General features: G+C 47.9%; 21 protein-coding genes. 8 read left to right on the top strand and 13 right to left on the bottom strand.

Features of this window, described 5'->3' with window-relative positions:
- Nucleotides 1-8: 8 nt before the first annotated feature.
- Both pafA and BC792_RS13085 read left to right on the top strand, forming a co-directional pair.
- On the top strand, nucleotides 9-1,649 hold the full coding sequence (gene pafA, locus BC792_RS13090) for an alkaline phosphatase PafA (RefSeq protein ID WP_148909465.1): 1,641 nt from the start codon (nucleotides 9-11) through the stop codon (nucleotides 1,647-1,649).
- A gap of 62 nt (nucleotides 1,650-1,711) precedes the next feature.
- Entirely contained in the window at nucleotides 1,712-2,164 is a 453-nt protein-coding gene (locus BC792_RS13085) for an RrF2 family transcriptional regulator (protein ID WP_148909464.1), read from the top strand.
- A 100-nt stretch (nucleotides 2,165-2,264) separates the two neighbouring features.
- Here the strand turns inward: BC792_RS13085 and BC792_RS13080 are convergent, their stop codons facing one another.
- The 5 genes from BC792_RS13080 to BC792_RS13060 all read right to left on the bottom strand — a co-directional run bounded on the left by BC792_RS13080 (nucleotide 2,265) and on the right by BC792_RS13060 (nucleotide 9,416).
- Nucleotides 2,265-3,566 carry a UDP-N-acetylmuramoyl-tripeptide--D-alanyl-D-alanine ligase gene (locus tag BC792_RS13080; RefSeq protein ID WP_148909463.1) on the bottom strand — a complete coding sequence of 434 codons (1,302 nt, stop codon included), beginning with the start codon at nucleotides 3,564-3,566 and terminating at the stop codon, nucleotides 2,265-2,267.
- A gap of 92 nt (nucleotides 3,567-3,658) precedes the next feature.
- The gene (locus tag BC792_RS13075; RefSeq protein WP_148909462.1) at nucleotides 3,659-4,477 is read right to left on the bottom strand and encodes an SMP-30/gluconolactonase/LRE family protein; all 819 of its coding nucleotides are present in this window, start codon (nucleotides 4,475-4,477) and stop codon (nucleotides 3,659-3,661) included.
- A 325-nt stretch (nucleotides 4,478-4,802) separates the two neighbouring features.
- On the bottom strand, nucleotides 4,803-7,226 hold the full coding sequence (locus BC792_RS13070; RefSeq protein WP_148909461.1) for an outer membrane beta-barrel family protein: 2,424 nt from the start codon (nucleotides 7,224-7,226) through the stop codon (nucleotides 4,803-4,805).
- Nucleotides 7,227-7,316: 90 nt separating this feature from the next.
- A complete protein-coding gene (locus BC792_RS13065) occupies nucleotides 7,317-9,050 on the bottom strand; it encodes a PspC domain-containing protein (RefSeq protein WP_148909460.1) in 1,734 nt (577 codons plus the stop codon).
- 33 nt (nucleotides 9,051-9,083) lie between these two features.
- Nucleotides 9,084-9,416 carry a PadR family transcriptional regulator gene (locus tag BC792_RS13060; RefSeq protein ID WP_148909459.1) on the bottom strand — a complete coding sequence of 111 codons (333 nt, stop codon included), beginning with the start codon at nucleotides 9,414-9,416 and terminating at the stop codon, nucleotides 9,084-9,086.
- Between the two features lie 310 nt (nucleotides 9,417-9,726).
- On the opposite strand from BC792_RS13060, the gene BC792_RS13055 reads away from it, so the two are divergent.
- The gene (locus BC792_RS13055; protein WP_246155055.1) at nucleotides 9,727-10,116 is read left to right on the top strand and encodes a VanZ family protein; all 390 of its coding nucleotides are present in this window, start codon (nucleotides 9,727-9,729) and stop codon (nucleotides 10,114-10,116) included.
- Nucleotides 10,117-10,179: 63 nt separating this feature from the next.
- Here the strand turns inward: BC792_RS13055 and BC792_RS13050 are convergent, their stop codons facing one another.
- From BC792_RS13050 to BC792_RS13035, 4 genes are all read right to left on the bottom strand, one after another.
- Entirely contained in the window at nucleotides 10,180-10,875 is a 696-nt protein-coding gene (locus BC792_RS13050; protein ID WP_170250032.1) for a ComF family protein, read from the bottom strand.
- Nucleotides 10,876-10,975: 100 nt separating this feature from the next.
- A complete protein-coding gene (gene rlmN, locus BC792_RS13045; protein WP_425262454.1) occupies nucleotides 10,976-12,031 on the bottom strand; it encodes a dual-specificity RNA methyltransferase RlmN in 1,056 nt (351 codons plus the stop codon).
- A 169-nt stretch (nucleotides 12,032-12,200) separates the two neighbouring features.
- Nucleotides 12,201-13,238: an LLM class flavin-dependent oxidoreductase gene (locus BC792_RS13040; RefSeq protein ID WP_317131715.1), complete on the bottom strand. Its 1,038-nt coding sequence runs from the start codon at nucleotides 13,236-13,238 to the stop codon at nucleotides 12,201-12,203.
- A gap of 74 nt (nucleotides 13,239-13,312) precedes the next feature.
- Nucleotides 13,313-13,894: a MiaE family protein gene (locus BC792_RS13035; RefSeq protein WP_148909456.1), complete on the bottom strand. Its 582-nt coding sequence runs from the start codon at nucleotides 13,892-13,894 to the stop codon at nucleotides 13,313-13,315.
- 396 nt (nucleotides 13,895-14,290) lie between these two features.
- On the opposite strand from BC792_RS13035, the gene BC792_RS13030 reads away from it, so the two are divergent.
- The 3 genes from BC792_RS13030 to BC792_RS13020 all read left to right on the top strand — a co-directional run bounded on the left by BC792_RS13030 (nucleotide 14,291) and on the right by BC792_RS13020 (nucleotide 18,091).
- Nucleotides 14,291-15,550 carry a glycosyltransferase gene (locus BC792_RS13030; RefSeq protein WP_246155054.1) on the top strand — a complete coding sequence of 420 codons (1,260 nt, stop codon included), beginning with the start codon at nucleotides 14,291-14,293 and terminating at the stop codon, nucleotides 15,548-15,550.
- A gap of 156 nt (nucleotides 15,551-15,706) precedes the next feature.
- Complete coding sequence (locus BC792_RS13025) at nucleotides 15,707-17,443, top strand: GMC family oxidoreductase (protein WP_148909455.1); 1,737 nt, start codon at nucleotides 15,707-15,709, stop codon at nucleotides 17,441-17,443.
- Between the two features lie 12 nt (nucleotides 17,444-17,455).
- On the top strand, nucleotides 17,456-18,091 hold the full coding sequence (locus BC792_RS13020) for a gluconate 2-dehydrogenase subunit 3 family protein (protein ID WP_148909454.1): 636 nt from the start codon (nucleotides 17,456-17,458) through the stop codon (nucleotides 18,089-18,091).
- Between the two features lie 231 nt (nucleotides 18,092-18,322).
- On the opposite strand, the gene BC792_RS13015 is transcribed toward BC792_RS13020, so the two are convergent.
- On the bottom strand, nucleotides 18,323-18,760 hold the full coding sequence (locus tag BC792_RS13015; RefSeq protein WP_148909453.1) for a hypothetical protein: 438 nt from the start codon (nucleotides 18,758-18,760) through the stop codon (nucleotides 18,323-18,325).
- Between the two features lie 216 nt (nucleotides 18,761-18,976).
- On the opposite strand from BC792_RS13015, the gene BC792_RS13010 reads away from it, so the two are divergent.
- On the top strand, nucleotides 18,977-19,882 hold the full coding sequence (locus BC792_RS13010) for a GLPGLI family protein (RefSeq protein WP_148909452.1): 906 nt from the start codon (nucleotides 18,977-18,979) through the stop codon (nucleotides 19,880-19,882).
- Nucleotides 19,883-22,549, top strand: coding sequence for a carboxypeptidase regulatory-like domain-containing protein (locus tag BC792_RS13005; protein WP_148909451.1), 2,667 nt, complete (start codon nucleotides 19,883-19,885; stop codon nucleotides 22,547-22,549).
- Nucleotides 22,550-22,571: 22 nt separating this feature from the next.
- Here the strand turns inward: BC792_RS13005 and BC792_RS13000 are convergent, their stop codons facing one another.
- Genes BC792_RS13000 through BC792_RS12990 form a run of 3 tightly spaced genes read right to left on the bottom strand, consistent with a single transcriptional unit; the run spans nucleotide 22,572 to nucleotide 24,840 of the window.
- On the bottom strand, nucleotides 22,572-23,135 hold the full coding sequence (locus tag BC792_RS13000; protein ID WP_148909450.1) for a DUF4256 domain-containing protein: 564 nt from the start codon (nucleotides 23,133-23,135) through the stop codon (nucleotides 22,572-22,574).
- A gap of 59 nt (nucleotides 23,136-23,194) precedes the next feature.
- Nucleotides 23,195-23,575 carry a DoxX family protein gene (locus tag BC792_RS12995; RefSeq protein ID WP_148909449.1) on the bottom strand — a complete coding sequence of 127 codons (381 nt, stop codon included), beginning with the start codon at nucleotides 23,573-23,575 and terminating at the stop codon, nucleotides 23,195-23,197.
- Nucleotides 23,576-23,577: 2 nt separating this feature from the next.
- Nucleotides 23,578-24,840 carry an RNA polymerase sigma factor gene (locus BC792_RS12990; RefSeq protein ID WP_246155053.1) on the bottom strand — a complete coding sequence of 421 codons (1,263 nt, stop codon included), beginning with the start codon at nucleotides 24,838-24,840 and terminating at the stop codon, nucleotides 23,578-23,580.
- Between the last annotated feature and the right edge of the window lie 15 nt (nucleotides 24,841-24,855).

Genomic DNA, 24,855 nt, shown 5'->3' with positions numbered 1-24,855 from the left:
AAAATATTATGTGGAAATCATTTTGTACAGGCCTTTTGAGTATGGCGCTCGCTTTCCAAGCTGGCGCTCAGCCGGCCCGTCCGAAGCTGGTTGTTGGTCTTATGGTAGACCAGATGCGTTGGGACTATCTGTACCGATTTGCTGATCGGTATGGGGAGGGCGGTTTTAAGCGCTTGTTAAGTGAGGGATTCTCCTGCGAAAACACGATCATCAACTACGTACCGACCTATACGGCAGTCGGACACAGCTCTGTATACACGGGATCCGTTCCTTCCATACACGGGATAGCGGGTAACGACTGGATTATTCAGGCTACGGGCCAGCAGATGTACTGCACACAAGACGACCATGTACAGGGTGTGGGCACCGCAGAGAAAGAAGGACAGCAATCGCCCCGAAATCTCTTGGCCTCAACGGTGACCGATGAGCTGAAATTAGCTACAAACTTCCGGTCTAAAGTTATCGGAATATCAATAAAGGACCGCGGCGGCATCCTTCCTGCGGGCCATTTCGCTGACGCAGCCTACTGGTTTGAAAGCAAGTCGGGCAACTGGGTGACGAGCACATTCTATATGCAGAACCTGCCCTCCTGGGTGCAGTCGTTCAATAAACAGAATTTAGCGGAGAAATACCTAAAACAGGATTGGAACACGTTGTACCCTATCGACACATATCAGCGTAACAGTATTTCAGATGACAATCCTTACGAAGGAAAATGGGCAGGAGAAACCTCCGCAACGTTTCCCCGCAAGACATCCGTACTGATGAAAGACGCCGGATACGAGCTCATCAAGACAACACCGCAGGGCAACACGTTTACCCTGGACTTTGCCAGGGCGGCTCTGGAGAACGAGCAGTTGGGCAAAAACCAGACCGGCAATACAGATTTTCTCTGTGTAAGCCTGTCTGCCACCGACTACGTAGGCCACCGTTATTCACTCTCCGCCGTAGAGATTGAAGACACATATTTGCGTCTTGACCGGGACATTGCAGATTTTCTCCGTTATTTGGACGAACATGTCGGGAAAGACAACTATACCCTATTCCTGACGGCCGACCACGCCGCGTCTTACAACCCCATGTATTACACTGATCAGAAAGGAAACGGTGGATATCTGTTCACCAGACAAATTCAGCGAAACCTCAACAAGGTGTTGTCCTCCGCTTTCGGTAGCGACAAGCTGGTACGTAGTTTACTCAATTATCAGGTCCACCTGAACTATCCGCTCATCGACTCATTAAATCTTGATCTTAAGAAGGTGAAGGAGATCATCATCGAACAGCTTCATAAGGAAGATGGCATTGCTTATGCAATCGACATGGAGGGCAGCCAGAACATGTTTATCCCTGCTCCTATCCGTGAGAAGGTTATCAATGGATATCACCGTAAAAACAGCGGCGCCATTCAAATCATCGCAGAGCCGCAATGGTACTCCGGCACACCACGTTCTACAGGTACTACACACGGGGTGTGGTCATCGTACGACTCGCATATTCCGCTAATATTCATGGGTTGGGGTATAAAACCGGGCGTGAGCAATAAAGAGGTTCACATTGTTGATATTGCTCCGACCATCGCGTCATTATTACATGTCATGGAGCCCAATGGCAATATCGGCAAGCCTATCGTTGAGGTGTTAGGACAATAGTTTCAGGAGCAAACTAATTTCTGTACCTTTGTACAATAGGATTATTCGTAAAAAGGAAACGTATGCTTTCTAAGAAAACAAAATATGCCATCAAGGCGCTGATGGTTCTAGGACGTAATTATGGAAAAGAGCCCATGCAAATTGTAAAGATTGCAGAGGAGGAGCGGATTCCGAAAAAGTTTCTAGAGCAGATACTTCTGGAGATGCGTAACGCGGGAATCCTGTATTCCAAGAAAGGCGCCGGTGGCGGCTATAGCCTCAATAAGGCGCCTGAAGATATTTTTCTTTCTCAGGTGATGCGTCTGATCGATGGACCTATTGCTTTGTTACCTTGCGTCAGCCTGAATTTTTACCGGTCGTGTGAAGAATGTGTTGAGGAGCATGCCTGCGGAATCCGCGACACCTTTATCGAGGTCAGAAACGCGATGCTGCAGATCCTGAATGACACAAGTATCGCCCAACTGATCAATAAAGAAAAGCAGCTATCTTTTAATCTGGATACAGGAGAGCAATAGAAATATGGTTTTGATGGTGAACCAAGGTTCTACGCCTTCGAGAAGCGTTCTTTACGTAGGTATATGGCCGCTTCCGAAAGATCGAAAGCGACCATTGCCGTTATAACAACTCCACTAAGCTTTCGAAAGCCATCCCTCTCGAAGCTTTAAGCAATACGGTACTGTTCTCCACAGGTCGCTGCCTTAGCTGTTCTTTCGCCTCGTCAGTGGTTCTATAGAACTCTCCCTGTGGGCACCGATGTTCAAAAAAAGCTTTTCCTATAAAGAGCGTGCGTTCTACACCTAAAGCTGTCGCCTTCTCGACAATCCGGCGATGTTCTTCATATGTTTCGTCGCCCATTTCAAACATATCTCCCAAGATGATTACCTTTCTTTCAGCATTGATAACGGCAATGTTTTCCAGTGCCGCGGCCATGCTACTCGCATTGGCATTGTAATAGTCTGCAATCACCGTATTCCGATCGGTTTCAACAATCTGCGACCGGTTGTTTGTCGGGTGATAGGCCTCGATTCCGGCGTTTATAAGTGCTGCTTCCATCCCGAAGAAACGTCCAACTGCTACAGCCGCTAAAATATTCTCTGTATTATATGACCCGGTCAGATGAGTTTCTACCGGATAGCCGGCATCTCCCTCCTTCTCTCTCCAGCGTACGGTGAGAAACGGGTTGGCCTGGGCCAATTCGCCAACGATATCATTAGATGCCGAGAAGCCATAGCGAAAGATCTTACGCACCGACCGTCCGCTTTCCATTTCTACCAGATGCGCGTTGTCACCCTGTAAAAAGAGCACGCCGTCGTGCGCTTTTAAAAAATCGTACAGCTCGCCTTTTGCTTTCTTCACGCCTTCAAACGAGCCAAAGCCTTCTAAATGCGCTTTTCCCACGTTGGTAATCAGCCCATGTGTAGGTTGTGCCATGCCGCAAAGAAAGCCGATTTCGCCCTGATGGTTTGCCCCCATCTCAATTACCGCCATCTCTACGGAATCGTCGATAGCCAACAGCGTCAGCGGCACCCCAATGTGATTATTTAAATTCCCTTTTGTTGCGTATGTTTTGTACTGCTGTGATAGTACCGCATATACAAGTTCTTTGGTTGTTGTCTTTCCGTTCGTCCCTGTTATTCCAATAAAAGGGATGGTCAGCTGCTGTCTATGGTGCCGTGCTAATGCCTGCAGGGTCGTCAGCACATCGTCGACGAGGATATAGCGATCATCGGTAACCACGTCAGGATCGTCAACTACCGCCCACCGCGCGCCTGCCTCCAAGGCACTACCTGCCAGCTTGTTCGCGTTGAACCGTTCCCCTTTCAATGCAAAAAAAAGGCTATCCCGAACAATCTGCCTTGTGTCGGTACATACAAAGGGGCTTTCCTTATATAGCTTATATAAATGATCGATCGTCATACTGATTTATTTTTAGCAAAGGTAGTCATCATCTCGTTAAAAATGATATGCTGTATGATCAAACGAAAAAGTCGGGATCGACCTCTTAACGGCTACTTTAGTTGATATGCCTTCACACTGTTATTGTTAAATGTGGGAATATAAACGGTGTTGGTTTCCGGATGGAATCCGAGATCCGCAGTATTCATCTGCCCCCGAACATCCATCAGCTTGTCAAAAGTGCCGTCGGCTTTCACATGATACACCAATCCTCCCCAACATGTCACCAAGAACTCCCCGTCCTTCAGCGGCTCCAGCCCATCTCCGCCGAGCTCGAACCCTTTTGCTATTATGGTCGATTTTCCGTCGCCGTCAATTTTCCACAGCTCCGGCCCAACCAGCGCATGGAGGTGTCCGTTCGTATACTTGAGGCCGTTCACGGATGGTGTATTTTCCAAAAAGACAGAAGGCCTGTTATTGCGCATCTGATAAATCTTTCCCGCGCGGGTGTCGGACACGTACACCACACCGTTGTCGTCGACAGTTACATCATTAAGCATCACCGCCCCCGGAAATTCTATCTTATTAACCTCATTACCGGTGATGATATCGACGACAGAGACCGAGGTAATGTCGGCAACATACAACATATCTTTATAAATAGCGAGCCCTTTTGGTGCATCCATGCCCGTGACCCAGTCCTTCGTTTTAACGGTGCCATCCATGTTCAAAACGGCCACGCCTCCCTTTCCATCCTTGCCCATCGCCTCTCCGTCTATTAGAGACACATAAAGCAGGTTATTGCTTGGTGAGTATAAGACAGACTCCGGCGTCGGAAGATCTTTCGTTTCCCATAATTCGGCGAGCTGCCTCTGTCCGAACGCTGCACCGGCCGTTCCCAGCCACAACGCTAAAAATATGAACTGTTTCATAAGTAAATAATTATTTAGTGTATCTGTTTAATTGTTTCATGATATGTTGGGCGTATTTTAGCAGAAAACACGCTTAGCTTTGACAACATGTCCGTCTGCTCCTTGTATATTAACCAGTTATAGTAAATCCACAAGATAGTAATTTTATTCTTATCTATTAAGAAACAACCGGAGGAAAGGAAAGTTTTGGAGAGTCCGGACATCAGATTTACCGGGCGTTCATCCGACCGGCAGGCTCCAGCGATATGGGGATTTTCACCAATAAAAAAGCCGCAGGCAAATGACCTGCGGCTAACTAAACTAAATAGGACAAACAAGGTGTGTCTTATAGCGCACGACTCTTCTCCTCCGAGTCATCGCTGTTTCTGCGCGTCTGTTGCTTTAGATTGCCAAACTTAAAGGTATATGTTAAACGTATCGTCCGGTTATCGTTATATTGCCTGATATCGGAGTTAAACTGTCCAAAGTCTGTCGAAACATTGTTCCTCTGCGTCCGGAATATATCTGTTCCGGCAAGTTTCAACGAACTCCGCTGATCCTTAAAGTTATAATTCAGGCCGACGTCGGCTCCCCATCTGCTATGTATTTTGTAAATGTTATATAAAAACGGACTATTATAATTGACGGACAGTTCGGCTGACAGGCCTCGCCCGAACTTAAAATTGTTCGTGCTGCGCCCTTGGAAAAACACAGACCCTAAATCCGCGTATTCTCCTGCTATCGGACCTTTAAAGTGCATATAAATCGTCGTTAGGTTGTTATTCATTGTCCAGATTTTACCGATCTGTACAGGAGCATTTATATTTAAATAGGAAGTGACATTTGTCGCAAGGTTTTCACGTGTAACCCACGATTCGCCCTTGATTTCGTCCTGTCCCATACTTTCGACCATGGCGTCGTTCGTGATATCTGTCCCCAGCGTGATATTAAACATCTTATACAAGGTGTAATTCAGTGTAAAGCCGTCGGTATATTGCGGGTTCAGATAGGGGTTTCCTAACATATACGTGAATTTGTCGATATAGTAGGCGAACGGATTCAGAAACCTGTAGTTTGGACGGGATATCTTCTTCGCGTAGCTAAGCGATAAGATGTTGTTCTCATCGATTGTGTAACTCAGATTGACAGAGGGAAACCAGTTCAGGTAGTTCCTTTTCACGCGCTTTGACAACGTAATAGAGTTTCCGTCGGAAACGGTATGTTCCGCCCGCAGTCCGGCTTTCGCGCTTAATTTCCCGAAAGCTCTGCTATAATCCACATATCCGGCCGCTATCTGCTCGGTATAAACGAAGTGGTTTGGACGTCCTTCATAGTCCTGCCATTCCCCACCTACAATATGTTCGAACTGCAGGTCGTTGTCCGACTTTACGTTACTGTATTTGATTCCCGCTTCCAAAGTACCCTTCCCTAGACCTTTCGTGACATCGAGTCTTCCTACATAGATGTCGATATTCACCGGCATGCGGCTGCGCTCAAACTCGGGATCGTATAGGAGATTGCCCTGAGGGTCGGCTGTCCTATACTCGTAATTTATGTCCGAATTATTTCGGAAGGCACTCCAATCGAGATCTAACACGACCTTTCCACCGGTACTATCTAGCTTCAACTCGTTATTAAAATTCAGGGAATACCGGTTAAATGGTGCGCGGTTTATGGAAGTAGACGTGAGGACAGAGTCGGCCATGCCCTTGCGGGGCCCGATGTCTGTCAGGCTATTGTTCGCTGAGCTTTCTTCGTCGTTATCGCCCGAAAACTGAAGAAGCATGGTGTTCCGTTCCGAAGTTTTCTGTTCGATACCAAATTTGTAGTTGTGTGTTTTATTCGTTTCAATAAGGCTGGAACGTTGATCAAAATACCGGTCTCCTATTTCCTCAGAAGGGATGATACGGGCTAGGTCCAGATCGAACTGCCTTTCGTTGTGCGTATAGCCATAGGATCCGAAGACGGTGGTGTTATTCTTCTTATAATTTAAGTTAAGCGAGGAGTTGCCCCTAAAATGCTGGCCGTGCGCCGCACTCGCGAGGAAAGTCCCGTTGAAGCCTTCCATGCGATTTTTTTTCAACACGATATTAATCGTTCCCACGGCGCCTTCGGCATCATCTTTTGCGCTTCGTTGGGTGCTTACTTCGACGCTTTTTATCTGGTCGCCATTCATTGCCTTTAGAAACGTTGCCAGTTGCTCCCCGCTCATGAACGTCTGACGGCCGTCAATGGTAACGTTTACACCTTGCTGCCCCATTAGCTGCAGATTCTCGTCTTTATCCACACTTACTCCCGGGGCGCGTTGCACGACTTCCAAGGCGTTGTTACCTGCTGCAAGAGGGGAATTTTCAACGTTCAGAATAAGCTTTCCGTCCCGCTGCTGCACGAGCGGAACACGCCCCTCGACTGTCACGTTGCCGATCGTCTGCGCCTGTGGAGTCAGGACAATATCGCTCATTGCAATTTTTCGTCCGGCGACCTGAATGGTTGCCGATTTAAAAGTTTCGTATCCAACGGAGGATGCTTGTACAACAAACTCGCCGTTCGGGGCGTTCTTAATACTATATAAGCCTTCGGCATCGGACACTGCCGTTTTGATGATCGCTTCGGTCCGCACTGTCAGAAGATAGATGGACACGTTAGCCATGGGCTCCCCCTGACTGTCGACCACCTTCCCCGCAATTTCTGCTTGCTGCGCGCGGAGTGTCATTGCCGTAAACAAAGTGAAAAAAAAGCTCAAAAGTAATGGTGTAGATAGTTTCTTCATAAAAAATTATAGTACATGTTTCTCCCGACTCACTGTTCTCAGAAACAGGAGAATGATATTCATTTCGTTGGTAGTCTGTAAATTACGCCACTATTCTGTTTCCTTCTTGGCGTTAATTTTCACGTTGTTGTCTTTCACTTCGATCGTAACATTCGAGCCGTCAATCCGAATGATCGAATCTTTTCTGCCGATTTCTTCTTCGGCTTTAGGCGATTCGCTTTCTTCTATTTCCGGAGTCTCCTCGTCAGTTTGCGGCTGCGGCACCTGCGAGCAGACCAGGCCGGTCGCTGTCATCGTCCATTCCGTAAACTTCTGATGGTCCCGATCCGGATAGTTGTTAAGACATTCCCAGCATGGCACATCCCGCACTTTATTTTCTATTTCTCTGTGCAAAACAACTTTTGATCCACGGGGCAAATAAACGGTCGCCCGAACATATTGATCGCGATCCAGTTCGTCCCTTTTCAGAATAAAGTGGCTTGGGAACAATACCGTATTTCCTTCCTGAACGCTTTCATACACGATGTTCTTCGCCCTTTCTGCTGCCAGCTGGTACGTTTTTCCCTTCGCTGAATAGCTATATTGTATGTAAGGCTGGCTCAGTGAGTCAATACTTTCGAAGTAGATACCGATGTTGGTGTGTAGATGGTTTCGCAAGTCCTGGCCATCTATCTGTATGTTGAACTTAGAGCGTAGAGAATCCTTCTCACTGGCATCTAAGACACGTACATCCTTCTCTGTAAAATAATACACTTTCTGCGGAGTAATATTCTTTTGGACGTTAATCGTGCTCTTTTCACGGAAGTCCTGAGCCGCGTATACACAATAGTAAATTACGCCGACCACCGAGACGATCCATACGGCAAACATGGTCAAAGACAAATAGTTATTAAGCTTATCTGTTTTGAAGAGTATACGGACCAGCCATAAAAAAAGTGCCAGAAAGGGGATCGTTGCCGCCATAAAGCCTAGGGACAGCGCAATCACAGCATCGTCCGGAGACAGAATCTGTAAAGGAGGGAATAATATTGGGTTCTCTAAACCAAACAGGTTCATCATGTTGAAGACATAAAAGATGAACATTCCCAGAATACTGAGTCCTGTGTAAATAAGCATCAGCCAAGCAATCATCTTGCCGATGAATCCAAGGCAGCCGCCAAGAGCATTCCCTGCCGTGCGGGCACCGCGGCTAATTTGCTCGCCGGCTCCAGAAAAATTTTCGGAAAAAGTCTTCACCTCCTCGTCGAAAGATTTCTTAAAGTTCTGCAGGTTGGGCACTTCGCCGCGCATCGCCATTTTATCGGCACGCGTTTCGGCAAGCGGCATGACAATCCACAGGATGACATATACCAAAAACCCCGATCCACCGATTAATACGAAGAGCACCAGAAGGACCCGAATCCAACGGGGTTCCATTCCGAAGTAATGCGCCAACCCGCTACACACACCGCCGAGCACCTTATCGTCGGGGTCGCGCATTAATTTACGTCCCACATGCTCGCCACCTCCGAAATTGGGCCTGGCCTGTTCCTGACGAAACTCGCCAGCTGTCTCTTCACTATCCTCAAAGTCGCTTACCCTTCCCATCTGCCCTATAACCTGCTGCACGTCTTCTAAGTTGATTACCTCTTTCCGCCCCGTCTGTATACGTTCATTAAACATCTCCGCAATGCGGTTCTCAATATCTTCGAGAATCTCTTTACTCTCAGCGGAGTTGCCGAAATGTTTTTTAATATCGATCATATACGATCGCAGCGTCTCGTAGGCGTCCTCCTCGATGTGGAAGACGATGCTGTTTATGTTTATGATGATTGTCTTGTTCATGACCTTGTTTAATATTTTAGATTAGTATTGTTGTTAATTTCTTCCTTGTAGCGATGTTTCTACCGCAAAAACGAGCTCTTTCCATGTGATGTCCAACCTGGACAACACTTCTCTGCCCTCGTCCGTAATCTGATAATATTTTCTGGGAGGGCCGGAACTGGATTCTTTCCAATTATAGCTGAGGAGCCCGTTATTTTTCAACCGTGTGAGTAATGGATATAAGGTGCCTTCAACAATCAGCAGCTGCGCTTTCTTTAGTTCACCGATAATATCTGAAGCATATATCTCCCCTCGGGAAATTATAGAAAGGATACAGTATTCCAGTATCCCCTTCCGCATTTGGGTTTGTGTATTTTCTGCTATCATAACAATACAAAGATATATGCTTTCTATTGTACTATGCAATACATAGTACTATAATTTTACACAACACGACCACAGCAGTCTGATAATCAGGATATTATTTTTTTAGCCTTTTTAACGTTTGTATTGAAAAAGGTTAACGGGTATAGAAGGAACGCGTATCAAGGGCAAAAAAACCGTTCCAGGACATCGAAGCTGTTGGGAAGTGAATCGTGACGATCAGCTGTGTATCGCGCTGCTTCTTGCTACCATTCGGGGAAAATCACGAAAGTTTTTTTTGAAACATCCATAATTAATACGACTTTTATAAGTAATGCTGAGATTTTTATACAACTATTCGTGGGCTATTATTTGGGCCATAGTCATGCTATTGTTGATGGGACTTCCCTCAAAGGACCTGCCCAGCACGAACTATTTTGAAGGTTTTGATAAATTGGCGCACAGCGGTTGCTTTTTCGTATTCACAGTGCTCTTGCTCCTTGGATCGATCATTCAGTCGAAAGGACGGGCGTCGAAGATCAGGACGATGTTCCTGACGCTCCTTATCACTACTTTTTTTGCTTTCGGAACGGAAGGGTTACAGCTTTATCTTTCGAGCGATAGAGAGGCCGACTGGTGGGATATCTTTGCCGACTACGTTGGGATCGGAATGGGCGTTTTCAGCTACCTATTACTGCACCAGCGGCGGTTTAACTATGGGTAAAACCGCATTCTACGGGCGACCGTCTGCCGCGGTCCGACGACCTGTTATGAGGCGGGGAAATAGCTATACCAGCGCTAATACCGCTACAGAGACCCGGCATCCACATTGTTCGATAAGGGTACGCGCTGCGGAAGCAACGGTAGCTCCGGTAGTCAGCACGTCGTCAACTAACAAGATATGTTTTCCCGAGAAAGCTTCCGGAGCACGGCACGTAAATATCGCTTCCACATTTTCATAACGTTCCAGCCTTTCCTTTCCCGTCTGGCTTTCGGTATGCACGTTCCGGATCAGGTTTTTCGTGTCCAGAGGCAGACTTAGCGCCTGTGCTATCCCCTCTGCGATGTAGTCACTTTGATTGTACCCGCGCTCTTTCCGCTTTTTGTGATAGATAGGAACCGGCACGACGAGGTCCAGCTCCGAAAAAGTAAAAGACTGTGCCAGCTGACTGCCGAAACAACGTCCGAAATAAGTACCTATTTCGTGAATGCCCCGATATTTTAGCTTGTGCACCATCGCCTGTACAAGCGAAGATTTCCGAAAAGAAAGATAAGCTGCAGCGGCCTCTATATCGACCTTGCCAACGAGCCGTCGGAAAGCTTCATTGTCGGGATAAAGATGATGATCTGTGATTGGCAGATGAAATTGACAGGAGGTACAAAGAAATTTTTCCTGATTTAACAGAACGTGCTCGCACGATATGCACAACGGCGGAAACAAAAGAGAAACAAAACTGCTCCAATAACGTTTTATTTGCATCATGTTCATAATTGGGTAGACACAAACTTACATAATTCGCGTTATTGTACAAAATTGCGGCTCAGAACAACGATATACCTGTGCCACTATGCAGCAAATAAGATTAAGCTTCGGCTTTTTCCTTAATGGCCAGCTGACCACACGCCGCATCGATGTCCTTCCCGCGGCTCCGGCGCACGTTGGTTACGATTCCCTGACTGCGGAGGTATTCCGCAAATTGATCTATTTTATCGGCCTCTGCATTTAAAAAATCCGCCAGTGCGATGGGGTTGTATTCGATGATATTTACCTTGCAGGGCACATGCTTACAAAACCTGGCAAGCTCCTGCGCATCCTCTAGCTCGTCGTTAAAGTTATGGAACACAATGTACTCGAAGGTAACTGGATTTTTCGTTTTCGCGTAGTAATATTTTAGCGCTTCTGCCAGAGACTTTAAGGAATTCTGCTCGTTGATGGGCATAATCTCGTTGCGCTTTTTATCGTTCGCCGCGTGTAATGATAGCGCGAGGTTAAACCGGACCTCATCATCTCCTAACTTCCTGATCATCTTGGCAATACCTGCGGTAGAAACCGTAATCCGCTTAGCCGCCATATTTAATCCATCAGGAGCCGTGATGCGTTCCACAGACTTCATCATCCCACTGTAATTAAGCAGTGGCTCACCCATCCCCATGTAGACAATATTAGTTAGGGGCTGGCCATATTTTTCTTCTGCCTGTTTAGCAATCAGTACAACCTGATCGTATATCTCGTCGGCCTGTAGATTTCGCTTGCGGTCCATGTAACCTGTGGCACAGAACTTGCAGGTCAGGCTGCATCCCACCTGTGAGCTGACACAGGCAGTCATCCGATCAGGCGTGGGTATAAGCACGCCCTCAATAATATTACCGTCATACAGGGTAAAGCTGCTTTTTATTGTTTTATCTGAACTGATCTGCGACTGGCGCACTCTTACAGCTCTGATCTCGAAATGTTGCTTCAGTGTCTCCCGCAATGGTTTGCTAAGATTGCTCATCTGATCAAAGTCCGTACAAGATTTCGCCCAAAGCCATTCATAGACCTGCTTCGCGCGGAACCCCTGTTCGCCCATCCCGACCAGCTTATCCTTGAGCTCGGATAAGCTTAAACTTCTGATATCGATCAATTTACTCTGCTTCACCACGGTACAAAGATACGGAAAATAACTACACGCTTATATCTCTTTGGTTGTCCTTATGTAAAATAAGGCCGGCCTCGGCGGTCAGACAGCCTGTTCTATTATTCGGATTGTACAACGCTTGATCTCCGCCCTGCAGACTTGCCCCTTCAGCCTGGTGCCAAAACGGCACCTATTTTCTTAAGGCTTCTTTCACTTTAGGCACGATCTTCGTCCCATAGAGTTCGATAGCCTTCATCATATCTGTATGATCCGGACTACCAACGTCCATGTGTGCAGAAAAACGTGTCAGTCCAAATAGTTCGATGATATGCAGAATTTTCTCTACCGATTGGTTTACGTCGCCGACGACCAGATGTCCGTGAATAGAACGTCCAAAGTCATACTGTTGTCGTTGATAGGGTGGCCAGCCTCTTGATGCTCCTATACGATTCATCTGTGCAGCGTAAATTGGATAATATTTATCGGCGACAGATCGACTATCCTCCCCAAAAAAGGAGTGCATATGCACGCCCACCTGAAAGTCCTTCATATCATGACCATTGTCGACCCACGCTTGTTGATATACCTCAAACAACGGCTTAAAATTTTCGGGAGCCCCTCCGATGATCGCGAACATGACAGGCAATCCGAGCTTTCCTGCTCGTATCACCGAGGAGGTTGTACCGCCAACAGCCACCCATATAGGCAATGAACCATGAACAGGCCTTGGAAAAATCTGCTGATTAACCAGCGGCTTTCTAAATTTTCCCGACCACGTCACCGTGTCCTGTTTGTTTAACCGAAGAAGTAAATCCAGCTTCTCCTCAAAAAGCGCTGCATAATCTTTTAGATCGTATCCAAACAGCGGGAACGATTCTATGAACGAACCACGCCCCGCCATAATCTCCGCCCGCCCGTTCGATAGGATATCGACGGTTGAAAAATCCTGGAACAGTTTAACCGGATCGGCGGAGCTAAGCACAGACACGGCACTACCAAGTTTGATATTTTTTGTCACGGTTGCCGCTGCTGCTAAGATAATTTCGGGAGAGGCGACCGCATAGTCTTCCCGATGGTGTTCGCCCATGCCAAAAAAGTCTACACCGACTTCATCCATCAATTTGATTTCCTCTACAATCTGCTGCATCCGTTCTGCAGCAGGCTGCACCTTACCTGTTACAGGGTCTATCTGCACGTCTCCGAACATGCCTATTCCTAATTCGATCATGATGTTCCTTTCTTTTTATTATACAAACGTACGTCGCATTAGTTTGTCAGGCATTGACCTATATCAAGAAATGGTTATCCGTGAATGTATTCCTTCTTGCCGTAACTCTGGATAAGCTGTCCTTCGAAGTCCAGCCACTCCTGCCACCTTATTTCTACATCCACATCGACCGTGTATTGGCGGGCGAAATTCAAAAACGTCGTATAATGGTTGGCTTCGGATACCATCAGGTCGTAATAGAAACTGGCCAGCTCCTCGTCTTTTATATTTTTGGAAAGGACACGGAATCGTTCACAGCTTCGCGCTTCGATCATCGCAGCAAATAAAAGCCTGTCAATGAATGACTGATTACGGGAGCCATCCTTTTTTGCAAACTTCATGAGCTGTCCGACATAGTCGTCTTTTCGCTCCCTCCCCAATGTATATCCCCGGGCTTTAATAATATCAATCACCATCTGGAAATGCTGCATCTCTTCTATGGCGATCGCAGTCAGCTCATGTACCAGATCCTCGTGCTCGGGATTTTGCGTAATTAGGGTGATGGCGTTGGATGCCGCCTTTTGCTCACACCAGGCATGGTCGGTCAAAATCTCCTCCAGATTAGACTCTGCAATATTTGCCCAGCGGGGATCAGTTAAAAGTTTTAAACCCAACATCGTTATTTCGGATTATTAATATGTTTACCTCGGTGCCATCAACGCGTCCGTCATAGCACCTTTGACAGTCAATGACCTTGTCCGCGGTTCCGCGGAACCGGGAAAGCTTCTCCATCGTTTAACGCAAAGATACAAAATAATAGCAAGCGGTCTTAACCGGAGCACAGCCGGTTTGAATCTTACTGTCGCGGACGTACAGGGGCGTCTATTCTTTGAGGTCGCTTAGGACCGTAGAACATTACCGTTCTCCGTAACCGCGCATGGAAACGACGCTTTTAAAAAGATCGGTGCCTCGGAATCAGGCGTCGAATATGCGGATTTGGCTTTCGCCGCTCTTCTTCCTATTTGCCGCCTATAAGTTCTTCGACTTTTCATGACGGCCTTAACCCACTATTTTTGTATTTTAGCCAAATGCAAACGGTGCTGTTTATTGGATTGGTTTGGCCGGAGCCCGGATCTTCTGCTGCCGGAAGACGAATCGTACAACTGGCATTTCTATTCCGGGACGCCGGATACCAGGTGGTGTTTGCAAGCGCCGCAAGCCGGTCAGCTTACAGCTTTCCGTTGACGCAAAGTGGCATACAGGAACAGCCGATCCTGCTTAACGACAGCAGCTTTGACGAGATGATCCGCACAATACAGCCGGCGATTGTCGTTTTCGATCGATTCATGGCAGAGGAGCAATACGGATGGCGCGTGCGCGAATGCTGTCCTTCGGCCTTAACCATTCTCGACACCGAAGACCTACATCTCGTTCGCCGCGCGAGGCAGGACGCTATCAAAAGATGTAGCGAGCCCAACTATTATACGGAGATAGCGAAACGCGAGCTAGCGGCTATCCTGCGCACCGATATCTCGTTAATCATCTCCAGAGTTGAAATGGAGCTGCTGCAGGATGTCTTCGCCATCCGGCCGGAAATTCTATACTATCTGCCCTTTTTAGAAGATGAAATCCATGGTGAAGAAGATCAAACCTGGCGAACCTTTGAAGAGCGGCAACATTTTCTGTTTATCGGTAACTTCATGCATGAGCCCAACTGGCATACGGTACAGATTCTGAAAAGCAAAGTTTGGCCACAGCTAAAAAAAAGGGTTCCTGAAGCCGAGCTCCATATTTTCGGTGCGTATGCCAGCGACAAAGTTCACCAGCTGCACCAACCTAAAGACCGGTTTTTGGTAAGAGGAAGAGCCGACGACGCACGAAAGACCATGGAAAACTATCGCGTGCTGCTTGCTCCGATTCAATTTGGCGCCGGAATTAAAGGGAAATTTGTCGATGCTATGCAATCAGGGACGCCGAGTGCGACCACAAGCGTCGGCGCGGAATCCATGATGGCTAACGGCCTTTGGAACGGCGTCGTTGAAGATGACCTGGAGCTGTTCATAGAAGAAGCTGCTAAGCTCTATCAGACGCAGCGGATCTGGCAAGATGCGCAACTAAAGGGTACACAAATTTTAGAGGAAAATTTCAGCAAATTGGCGTTAGGTCCGCCTTTTTTGACGCGTATTCAGTCGCTGTCGACGAGCCTGCCTCTTCATCGGCAGAAAAACTTTTTGGGACAGATTCTGCAGACACAGGCGCTTAATAGCACTAAATACATGTCGCTGTGGATCGAAGAAAAACAAAGGCAATGCCCCGATAAAGGTCCGAAATAGGATGTTGTTCGGGGAAAGCATACCGGGTATCAAAAAAGATACGTCCGCCATTTGTCTCCTCCTAAAAAGTTTTCCTATATTTAGCGAAGCTAAATGGTATTAGTGGCTAATACATTAATATTAAACCTTATCATAAAATAATCATTGAGAGAGATTATGGCCGATTACCAAATAAAAGAAAATCCAGAAGTTTTTGACGCCATTGTCGTGGGCTCCGGAGCCGGGGGTGGCATGGCAGGCTATATTTTGGCCCACGCAGGGCTCAAAGTATTGATGTTGGAAGCGGGGCCATTTTTTGACCCTGCAAAAGATGCACTCCAGCTGCGCTGGCCATGGGAGTCGCCCCGTCGGGGAGCGTCCACAACGCGGCCGTTCGGCGACTTTGATGCGGCGTTCGGAGGGTGGCAACTCGATGGCGAACCTTACACCACCGTCAATGGAACCGAATTCGAGTGGTTTCGCGCACGTATGCTAGGCGGCCGTACAAACCATTGGGGGCGGATATCCTTACGTATGGGCCCCGATGATTTCAAGCCCACAGACGGTGTAACAGACGAGTGGCCTATCACCTATGACGAGGTCAAACCGTTTTACGACCGTGTAGATCGAATGATTGGAATTTACGGCACGGTGGAAGGCATACGGAATGAACCTGACGGCATCTTTATGAAGCCGCCTAAGCCTAGGCTAAACGAGCTCTATATTGCCAAAGGCGCAAAAAAAGCTGGTGTTCCCGTGATTCCGGGGCGGGGTTCCGTGCTGACGGAAGCCTCTTCCGAGATCAAAGGACGTGGAACCTGCTTCTATTGCGGCCAGTGCGGCCGTTCCTGTAAGGTTTATGCAGACTTCTCCTCATCGTCGTGCTTAGTCATGCCGGCAATGAAAACCGGAAACCTGAAAGTCATCGACAACGCTATGGTACGGGAAGTGCTAACAAACGAGGAAGGACTGGCCACCGGCGTTTCCTATGTTGATACCCAAAGCCTTCAGGAGTATACGGTCAGAGGAAAGACTGTAGTCTTGGGAGCAAGCGCATGTGAAAGCGCCCGATTGATGCTGAATTCGAAATCCTCGGCACATCCGGGAGGACTCGGAAATAGCAGCGGCTTGGTCGGCAGATACCTGCACGACTCTACCGGGGCCAGCCTGTCAGGATTTCTGCCACAGCTGCTTGATCGCAAGCGCTACAATGAAGATGGCGTTGGTAGCGTTCATATCTATTCTCCATGGTGGGAAGACAATAGGAAGTTGGCTTTTCCCAGAGGTTATCACATTGAGTACGGGGGAGGTCTGCATATGCCGTCGTACGGTTTCCTGAACTGGGTGCCGGGTGTCAACGGCAAGGTCGCAGGAAAGAACGGCGAAAAGAAAGCGGCTGGAGGATACGGCGCGGAATTAAAGCAGGATTACCGCCGTTTTTACGGAGCCAATGTAGGCATGGCCGGCCGGGGTACCGCTTTGGCGAGAAAAGATAATTATTGTGAAATCGATCCGACCCGCGTAGACAAGTTCGGTATTCCGGTACTACGCTTTCATTATAAGTGGGCAAATGAGGAAATTGCGCAGGCAAAACACATGCAGGAAACATTCCAATCGATCATGCACGAGATGGGCGCTATCATCACTTCTGACATTCCGGGGCCGGAAACCTTATATGGGCTGGAAGCTCCCGGAAAGATTATTCACGAAGGCGGAACAACGCGTATGGGTAACGATCCGAAGACATCTGTACTGAACAAGTGGGGACAGGCGCACGACTGTAAAAACCTATATGTGGTCGATGCGGGCCCTTTTGTACAGCAAGGAGACAAAAACCTTACATGGACCATTTTAGCCCTGTCAATGCGTACGGCTGAATATATCTTGGAGCAAAAGAAGAAGTTGAACGGCTAATCAGTAAACAAAATGAACAGAAGAGAATCCCTTAAAGCGTTAGGACTAATAGCCGCAGGGTCGGGCGTATTAGCCACGGCGTGTAAACAGGACAAGGCAAAAGATGCGGCAGCGGCGGCAGACACAGAGAAGCTGCCGGGCGTGCAGGACTTTGAACATGAACGAAACAAACAGCTGCACGCGGAACGCTTTTTTACGGAACATGAAATGGCTACCATCACCGTTCTCGCGGACATCATTATTCCCAAAGACGACATTTCGGGAAGCGCGTCCGAAGCCGGTGTGCCTGCTTTCATCGAATTTATCGTAAAAGACCTGCCCAGTCACAAAATCCCTATGCGTGGAGGCTTAAAATGGCTCGATGTACAATCCCAAAAGCGGTATGGAAACGCATTTATCAAATGTAAGGAAGAGCAGCAATTGGCATTGATCGATGAGATTGCCTATCCGGAACGGGCCAAGCCGGAGATGCAACAGGGTGTCGCGTTCTTTTCGTTAATGCGTGATCTCACCTCTTCCGGGTTCTTTACAAGCGAGATGGGGGTAAAAGATATAGGTTATGTCGGAAACAGACCCGGCGTCTGGACTGGCGTACCGGCAGAGGTTTTGAAAGAGCACGGTTTTGATCCGGAAAAATTCTTTGGATAACACTATATCGAGGGGATCACAGCAGTTGCGAATCACATCCGGGGGAGATGCTCGGCCGGACGACCGTGCCACTGAAACCTGCAGCGACGAAGTGCACCGGTTGAAACGGTTACTTCACAAAGCTTGCGTTTTGTGAAGTAACCGCGACTCATTTCTTCAGACCGGCTTTCTTAGTTCCCGATGGCCGCGATGTTGAAGTCCGCTACCCGCGGACTGGGCATCAATACGATCCTATCTCCTTCTGAAGGTGATCGTTGTCGTGATGCCGCTGGTGGTGTTGACTAATGTAAAACGGGCTACGGTCTGAATAATGTTTTCCTGAACGTCATACTCCACGCCGTCGAAAACCATTTTCTTATTGCTCGGCATATGATACGGATAAGATTCGGTACTGCCATTCGCCCCGTATACATAGGCATACCCATTCGACCTAAATTCGAGGTTCTCCCCGTCGCCAACCAACACTTCCGTAACATCGGCCTGCCCCGCTACGGAGGTTGTCTTGACCACATCAAACCATTTGTTTGCCCGGATAATGTTCAACGCCGTGTCGCGCTCAATATTATCTACGGTTTCTTCGCTGCACGAAACTAACGCCAGTGTCGCCACTCCTACAAGGAGTACCAACCAATTTTTAATTGTCCATGTCAATCCTCTCATATCTTTCATGATGTTTAATAATGATAGCAGCTATCCAAGTATTATGCCAAATCGCACCAGGTAACTTCATTGCAGTGTGCCCATCCCCGTCCAATTAGACAGATACGTGCCCTATTGTATACACCTCCAAAGGCTCTAGCCTCAAAAATAAAATAAAAAACAACGTAAACTTTTTAGTTACGATATTTTCGTATATCTTTGATTTGTTCATAAATCTACGTAATCATGAGAAAGCTATCTGTATTATTCGCAGCGCTCTGTGTGTTAAACTCGTCCTTTTCGAAGGCACAGGAGAAAGCCGTTGCCCGTGTGCACTACATCTTTAAACACGTCAACGATACTACGCAACGGGACAGACATCTCCGCGATGAGGTCGTTACTTATCTAGGGCAACACAGTAGTTACTATACCAGTTATTCGGGTGTCAGGGCCAATGAGGAGATAGAACGTCAGTTAAACGACCCCACCTTTGATGGCAAACTGATTATGCGTCGCAGAGAGACCCGGATTACGGACTCCTATCTGATTGACAAAGCGGAACCTTCCGCCCGGCAGGTGGCGCAAGTGGGCGGCGATGCGTTTGCTCTGCCATGCGACTTCCCCCAACAGGAGTGGAGCATCAGCACAGAAACCAAAATTATAGGCGGTTACACCTGCCAGAAGGCTACCGCACGTTACAAAGGTCGCGATTACATTGCGTGGTTTGCTCCCGATCTGCCTTTTTCTTCTGGTCCATGGAAGCTGCATGGCCTCCCCGGCTTAATTCTCGATGCCCGTGATACGAAGGAGGAAGTCGTTTTCGAGTATGCAGGATTTGATAAGCTGGAAAACGAAGACTTCCTTATTCAAATTCCTCAAAAGGCGATCGCCTCAACGTCTAAAGAAGTGGAAAAACTACGTGCTGCCTTTGCGGCCAACCCGCAGGCTTACATTCAGTCCAAGAACCGTTCAAGCCAAGCCGTGACAGTTGTTGGATCGGGCAACGGGACAGCGGTGCGGATCGGAGGAAGTGCCGCCACATCCGCCGGATCCAAAATCGATGCCAGCCGGATAAAGTCTATGCACATACAAAACAGCGACGACTATAAGCCTTCTGCTACGACAAATAATCCTATTGAATTAACTCCTTAAGTGAAAGCGGTATATCTTTTCGTTTATGCACTCCTGCTTGACACATCTGTAGTCTGTGCGCAGCAGCGGGAAATCCGCGGAACATTGGTGGATAAGTCGACGGAAAGGCCTATTCCATCGGCCAGCGTAAATATTAAATCGGCAGATAACAAAATCCGGGCCTTTAAAACGACAGACCGCAACGGCACTTTCGTTGTCTCCATCCCGGAAGAATGGGGTGAATGTACGTTGGAGATCAACCACCTTGGTTATCAGAAATATCAGTGCAGACTTGGTGACAAGAAAGTTCCTCTTCGAATCGAATTAGAGCCGCAAACCGTACTCCTGGAGCATATAGAGGTAAAAAGTAAACCCAAGATCCGCCGGACGGGAGACACCGTGTCTTACGACGTGGGTAGTTTTGCGAAGGAAGAAGACCGCAGTATCGGCGATGTTATACGACGGCTGCCGGGAATGGAGGTCTCCGAATCGGGGCAGATAAAATACCAAGGAAAAGCCATATCCAATTTCTACATCGATGGAGACGATTTGCTTGATGATAGGTATAGTTTGGGCACCCGCACAATTCCTCACAATATGGTGAAGGACATCCAGGTGCTCAACAACCATGAGCACCTCAAGGTATTGAAAAACAAGCGCTTTACTGATCAGGTAGCTATCAACCTGGTTATTAAAGAAAGTGCGAAGCTCAAAACGACGGGAGAAGCCAAGGTCGCCGCGGGTCTGCCAAATATATACGACGGTGAAGTGAACAGCATCCTTTTTAACAAAAAACACAAAATGCTCCACGTGCTGAGCGGCAATAACCGGGGAAAGGACCTCCGGGGCGACTTCCTCGGATATAATCGGGATAATTCACTTGCGCGAATGGGAACGATGCCTGTTAACAACCTCCTTGCCCTGGGCACTGTTGGTGCTCCACCGATTCCTAAACAGCATTACTTTATGAATAACAGCGGTGGAATAAACTCTAACAGTCTCGTCAACCTGGCCACGGGATGGCAGGCTAAGATAAACCTCCAGGGACTATATGATCGAAATACGAGAGACTTTAACGGTTACACATATTATCTGACTCCAACCGAAATCATAACGTTCGACGAACAGCAGCAGAGCGAAATAGAGTCACTGCTCGGTGCTTTCCGGCTTTTAATAAATAAAAATGAATCCAATATGTTTCTCAACAACGCGTTGTCTGTCGAATACGAAAAAGAACATGGCCTAGCGTCACTGCACACCAATGATCAGCAGATCAAGGCACAGCTAAATCACCGTATCAGGGGCCTTACCAACCTGCTGGAGTACGTTCCTCAGCTACGGAGTGGCAACATTATCCAGGTAGATTGGTATGTACATTACGGAGAAAAACCCCAATCGCTAGCCATATTTCCGGGCGTATCCGCTGATGTGTTGAACCGGGGTGAGCCTTATACCGGAACGACTCAACACCTCCGTGTTCCAAATTTCTTTTCCCGGATCTCCGCGGGATACAGGATGCCCAAAGGCAGGATCAGCCAATATTATAATGCGCTATTGAGCGTCGAAGATCAGCAGCTTTCTTCGCACATCAATATATATCAGGGAGCTTCCGTTTATCCCCCCTCAACTGATTCTGCTGTCAACAATCTTCATTGGCGCCGGTCGCAATTTTCGGTGAGCGCGTCTTATGGCTGGAAGAGAAAAAGGATAGAGGCCCAGCTCAATTTACCAATAACCTTCCAGCACACCAACTTTGATGATCCCCACTACCACTTAGACGAAACACAGCGGCACTGGCTGTTTTTGCCGTCTTTTCTTATGAAATACCGTGCGTGGCAGGAGGACGAACTTGACTTTTCCTATACGTTCACCAACAACTTTGGCAACATTCAGGATGTGTACCGCGGTCTGGTGATACGCGATTATCGATCGCTGTCCCAGAACTCCGTCGGCATCAACGAGAGTCATACCCAAACCTTTCGGGCGAACTATCGTTTAAGCAGAACACTGTCTCTTCTTTTCTCGGATGTGGGGCTTCAATATACAACAACCTACAGAAAGGCGATGATTGCCCACACCGTGTCCAACGACATCTCACAGACGGTTCTCCTTCCCATACCGAATAAGATCGGGGCGCTCCAGCTTCAGGCCGGCTTCGACAAATACATCTTTCCCATAGCGAGTACGGTCAAGCTTAGGGGAATGTGGACATTGACAGACTTTAATCAGTTCTTCAACGGTGAACTTCTCCCTTTCCAGAACAGGAATGTCTCGTTGCAGCCCGATATAGAACTGAAGGTATGGAAGTCCATAAACCTATCTTACCGGGGAAACCTTAGCTGGTCGACTTCGGAACAAAAAGATCATCCAGAGCTGGTAAACCGTATTTTTACAGCAAGTCAGCATATCGGACTACCGTCTTTACCCTTTAAAAAGGTCTTTATCGGTGTTAACGGCAGACATCTCTACACGCAGCAGCGTGAACAACCTCACGTTAGCTATTTCTTTCTCGACGCATTCGCCCGCTACCGCCTAAAAAAATGGAAAACGGACCTGGAGCTCAACCTGACCAACCTGACAGATGTGCGGACCTTTGAAACATATGCTGTGACAGCCAATCACCAGACGCATAACAGCTACGAACTCCGCGGACGTATGGCCATTCTAAGGGCCGTCTTTACACTGTAGCTGTCCCCGGTTAGAAGCACGATCAGACCCGCAAAGCGGCCCTAAACCCCCTTGCCCCGTAATAGGAGTCGGCTCCATTATGGTATGTAAATACATGACCATAACGACGGTCGCAGAAGATGGCTCCGCCGTGTTTCCTGATGGCCTCCGGTGTGATCACCCAAGATGATGTTTTCAGATCGAACTCGCCGAGCTGCTGTAATAGGCGATATTGCTGTTCTGTTAACATCTCTACTCCCATTTCTTCCGCCATATCCATCGCCGAGTTAGCCGGTTTGTGGGCTTTCCGGGCTTCCAGAGCTGTCCGATCGTAGCATATGCTCCGTCGTCCTTTCGGGCTTTCTGCCGAACAATCAAAGAACAGGTACTCGCCGGACTGGCTATCGTATCCCACAACATCGGGCTCGCCTCCCGTTTGTTCCATCGCATCCAAGGACCACAGCTTTTCCGGCGCGGCCAACAAACGCTCTTCGACAGCGACCCACTGCAGGTCCTGGTGCCTATCCATATTTTTTTCAAACCGTTGTCTCAGCAGCTGTAACAACTCTTCTTGCCGTTCAGCGTGGAGGTTTCTATTGTTTTTCATCAGTAATCTTTCTTTGGTGGGTGATATGTCCGTTTTAGAAGCGTTTATACTGCCGGCCTTTATTTCGGCACGAAGGTCTTTCTGTCAGCCGGTCTAAAATACCATGAAACCGCTGTCAATGCTATGAGCAACGCCGGGGGCCATATAGTCGACAGTAGGTCTCCGACCGCCAGGTGCGACACGACCGCACCCGTCATAACAAAGAAAAAGCCGGCATACGTCCATTCCTTTAAAAGTGGTGTGCGCGGAACAAGTATTGCGCCGACACCCAGCAATTTCCAGATCCCTAGGACGGTCAGCATATACACTGGATATCCCAGGTGGGCTATACTCTCCACTTCCTCCGGTATCCTCATTAACTGAACTACTCCTGTCGATGCCATTCCTAATGCAAGCCAAAGCGTCGACACCCAATAAATGATGTTATTTCTTTTTTTCATTTCTATTTAACAGTTTCATCGCGCCGTTCCACGCCATCTTTTATGATTTCTTCCAATCGTCGTTTAATATGCTTTCGTTCCGCCTCCGTCCCCGCGAGCGTTGAGGCTGTCCGAAGGTACTCCATTGCCTTATTATTATTTACGCCTATATACAATTCGCCCAGCAGCATATGATAAAAGTGGCTGCCGCTAAGCTGTAGCTTTTCTGCCTCCAAAAGCGCAGACTCCCGTCCTTCGGCTTTGTATAACGCATACGTACGGTTAAGTGCAACAGCCGGCGAATAATTGACTAACAGCAACTGGTTGTACAGATGTAACACCTCCTGCCACTTTTCTTCGCCGTCATCCCTGTAACAGTGGCAACAGGCGATACGGGCCTCCAAATGGTACGAACTTATTTCATTTCCTACGGCGGAACGACCGAGAAAATACATCCCTTGGTAAATGAGCTCCTGATTCCACTTGCTTCTGTCCTGATCGTCGTACAGAATCATGTTCTCCTGACCGGCCTGCCGCGCATCGAAGCGCGACGCATGAAAGCACATTAACGCCACTAAAGCATTTGCCTTGGGTACGTCTGTTCTTTTATGTTCTGTGAGCATAAGTCCGAGACGCAATGCTTCCCTGCACAGGTCACGCCGGAGGATCTCGTCCCGCGTACGGGAGTAATAACCCTCGGTAAAAAGCAAGTAGATAATATGCAGTGTGTTGTCAAGACGCGTCCCGACGTCGTCATCTCCCAGGGGCTCAACAGTTATCCCTTCCGACCGCAACCTTTCTTTCGCCCGGAAGAGACGTTTGTTGATTGTCTCTTTATTGGTGAAAAATGCCTGAGCTATCTCGTCGATGCTAAATCCGCAGAGCACACGCAGCGCCAGCCCAATCTGCGCTTCGCTACCTAATGCGGGATGGCAGACGGCCAACAGCATCTGCAATTGGCTGTCTTTTATATTGCCGTCCGTGAAGCAGATTTCTGCCGACTCCTCGTATATTTCCTGGCTCTCCCTCATGTGCGGGACGATCTTATCCATCAGTATTTTGTTCCGCCTGAAGTACAAAAGCACCTTTTGAGACGCGACATGGTATAACCAAGCCTCCGGATTAGCGGGAATCCCCTTTCCTTGCCATGATTCCGCGGCGGAAAGAAACGTCTCGCTTACGAGATCTTCTGCAATTTCAATATACTGCAAGCCGTACCGGCGACTGATCACCGCCACCATCTTGCCGAATTCTCTCCGAAATAAATCAGCTAACAATCCTTTCACCGTACTTTTTTAAAG

The sequence above is a fragment of the Sphingobacterium allocomposti genome, assembly GCF_008124885.1.
GTDB lineage: Bacteria > Bacteroidota > Bacteroidia > Sphingobacteriales > Sphingobacteriaceae > Sphingobacterium > Sphingobacterium allocomposti.
This window is presented reverse-complemented; position numbering and strand designations above follow the sequence as displayed.

Bases quoted from the DNA above. Each gene is read 5' to 3' on its own strand.
- pafA (WP_148909465.1), top strand. From the start codon at position 9: ATGTGGAAATCATTTTGTACAGGCCTTTTGAGTATGGCGCTCGCTTTC.
- BC792_RS13085 (WP_148909464.1), top strand. From the start codon at position 1,712: ATGCTTTCTAAGAAAACAAAATATGCCATCAAGGCGCTGATGGTTCTA.
- BC792_RS13080 (WP_148909463.1), bottom strand. From the start codon at position 3,566: ATGACGATCGATCATTTATATAAGCTATATAAGGAAAGCCCCTTTGTA.
- BC792_RS13075 (WP_148909462.1), bottom strand. From the start codon at position 4,477: ATGAAACAGTTCATATTTTTAGCGTTGTGGCTGGGAACGGCCGGTGCA.
- BC792_RS13070 (WP_148909461.1), bottom strand. From the start codon at position 7,226: ATGAAGAAACTATCTACACCATTACTTTTGAGCTTTTTTTTCACTTTG.
- BC792_RS13065 (WP_148909460.1), bottom strand. From the start codon at position 9,050: ATGAACAAGACAATCATCATAAACATAAACAGCATCGTCTTCCACATC.
- BC792_RS13060 (WP_148909459.1), bottom strand. From the start codon at position 9,416: ATGATAGCAGAAAATACACAAACCCAAATGCGGAAGGGGATACTGGAA.
- BC792_RS13055 (WP_246155055.1), top strand. From the start codon at position 9,727: ATGCTGAGATTTTTATACAACTATTCGTGGGCTATTATTTGGGCCATA.
- BC792_RS13050 (WP_170250032.1), bottom strand. From the start codon at position 10,875: ATGATGCAAATAAAACGTTATTGGAGCAGTTTTGTTTCTCTTTTGTTT.
- BC792_RS13040 (WP_317131715.1), bottom strand. From the start codon at position 13,238: ATGATCGAATTAGGAATAGGCATGTTCGGAGACGTGCAGATAGACCCT.
- BC792_RS13035 (WP_148909456.1), bottom strand. From the start codon at position 13,894: ATGTTGGGTTTAAAACTTTTAACTGATCCCCGCTGGGCAAATATTGCA.
- BC792_RS13025 (WP_148909455.1), top strand. From the start codon at position 15,707: ATGGCCGATTACCAAATAAAAGAAAATCCAGAAGTTTTTGACGCCATT.
- BC792_RS13020 (WP_148909454.1), top strand. From the start codon at position 17,456: ATGAACAGAAGAGAATCCCTTAAAGCGTTAGGACTAATAGCCGCAGGG.
- BC792_RS13015 (WP_148909453.1), bottom strand. From the start codon at position 18,760: ATGAAAGATATGAGAGGATTGACATGGACAATTAAAAATTGGTTGGTA.
- BC792_RS13010 (WP_148909452.1), top strand. From the start codon at position 18,977: ATGAGAAAGCTATCTGTATTATTCGCAGCGCTCTGTGTGTTAAACTCG.
- BC792_RS13000 (WP_148909450.1), bottom strand. From the start codon at position 23,135: ATGAAAAACAATAGAAACCTCCACGCTGAACGGCAAGAAGAGTTGTTA.
- BC792_RS12995 (WP_148909449.1), bottom strand. From the start codon at position 23,575: ATGAAAAAAAGAAATAACATCATTTATTGGGTGTCGACGCTTTGGCTT.